Annotated in this window: 1 protein-coding gene; it reads left to right on the top strand. The window is 64.1% G+C overall.

Annotated elements, in window-relative coordinates:
- Positions 1-209: IS607 family transposase (locus SB822_RS61795; protein WP_410859765.1), on the top strand; the 209-nt coding region annotated here is incomplete at both ends.

Raw genomic sequence — 209 nt, 5'->3', positions numbered from 1 at the left:
TCCACCCTGCGGAAGTGGGAGGAGACTGGCGAACTGGTGCCCGCTCGCAAGACGGCGGGCGGCACACGCTATTACGCCGTCTCCGACCTGTTGGGTCTCGGCAATGAGGATGCACCGACGGTCTGCTACGCACGAGTCTCGTCGCACGACCAGAAAGCGGATCTCGATCGCCAGCATGCGATGCTGGAGAGCTATTGCGCCGCGAAGGG

Source organism: Paraburkholderia sp. SIMBA_054 (genome assembly GCF_046534875.1).
Classification (GTDB): domain Bacteria; phylum Pseudomonadota; class Gammaproteobacteria; order Burkholderiales; family Burkholderiaceae; genus Paraburkholderia; species Paraburkholderia hospita.
Note: the sequence above shows the minus strand (reverse complement) of the source record. Positions and strands in the feature narration are given on the sequence as shown.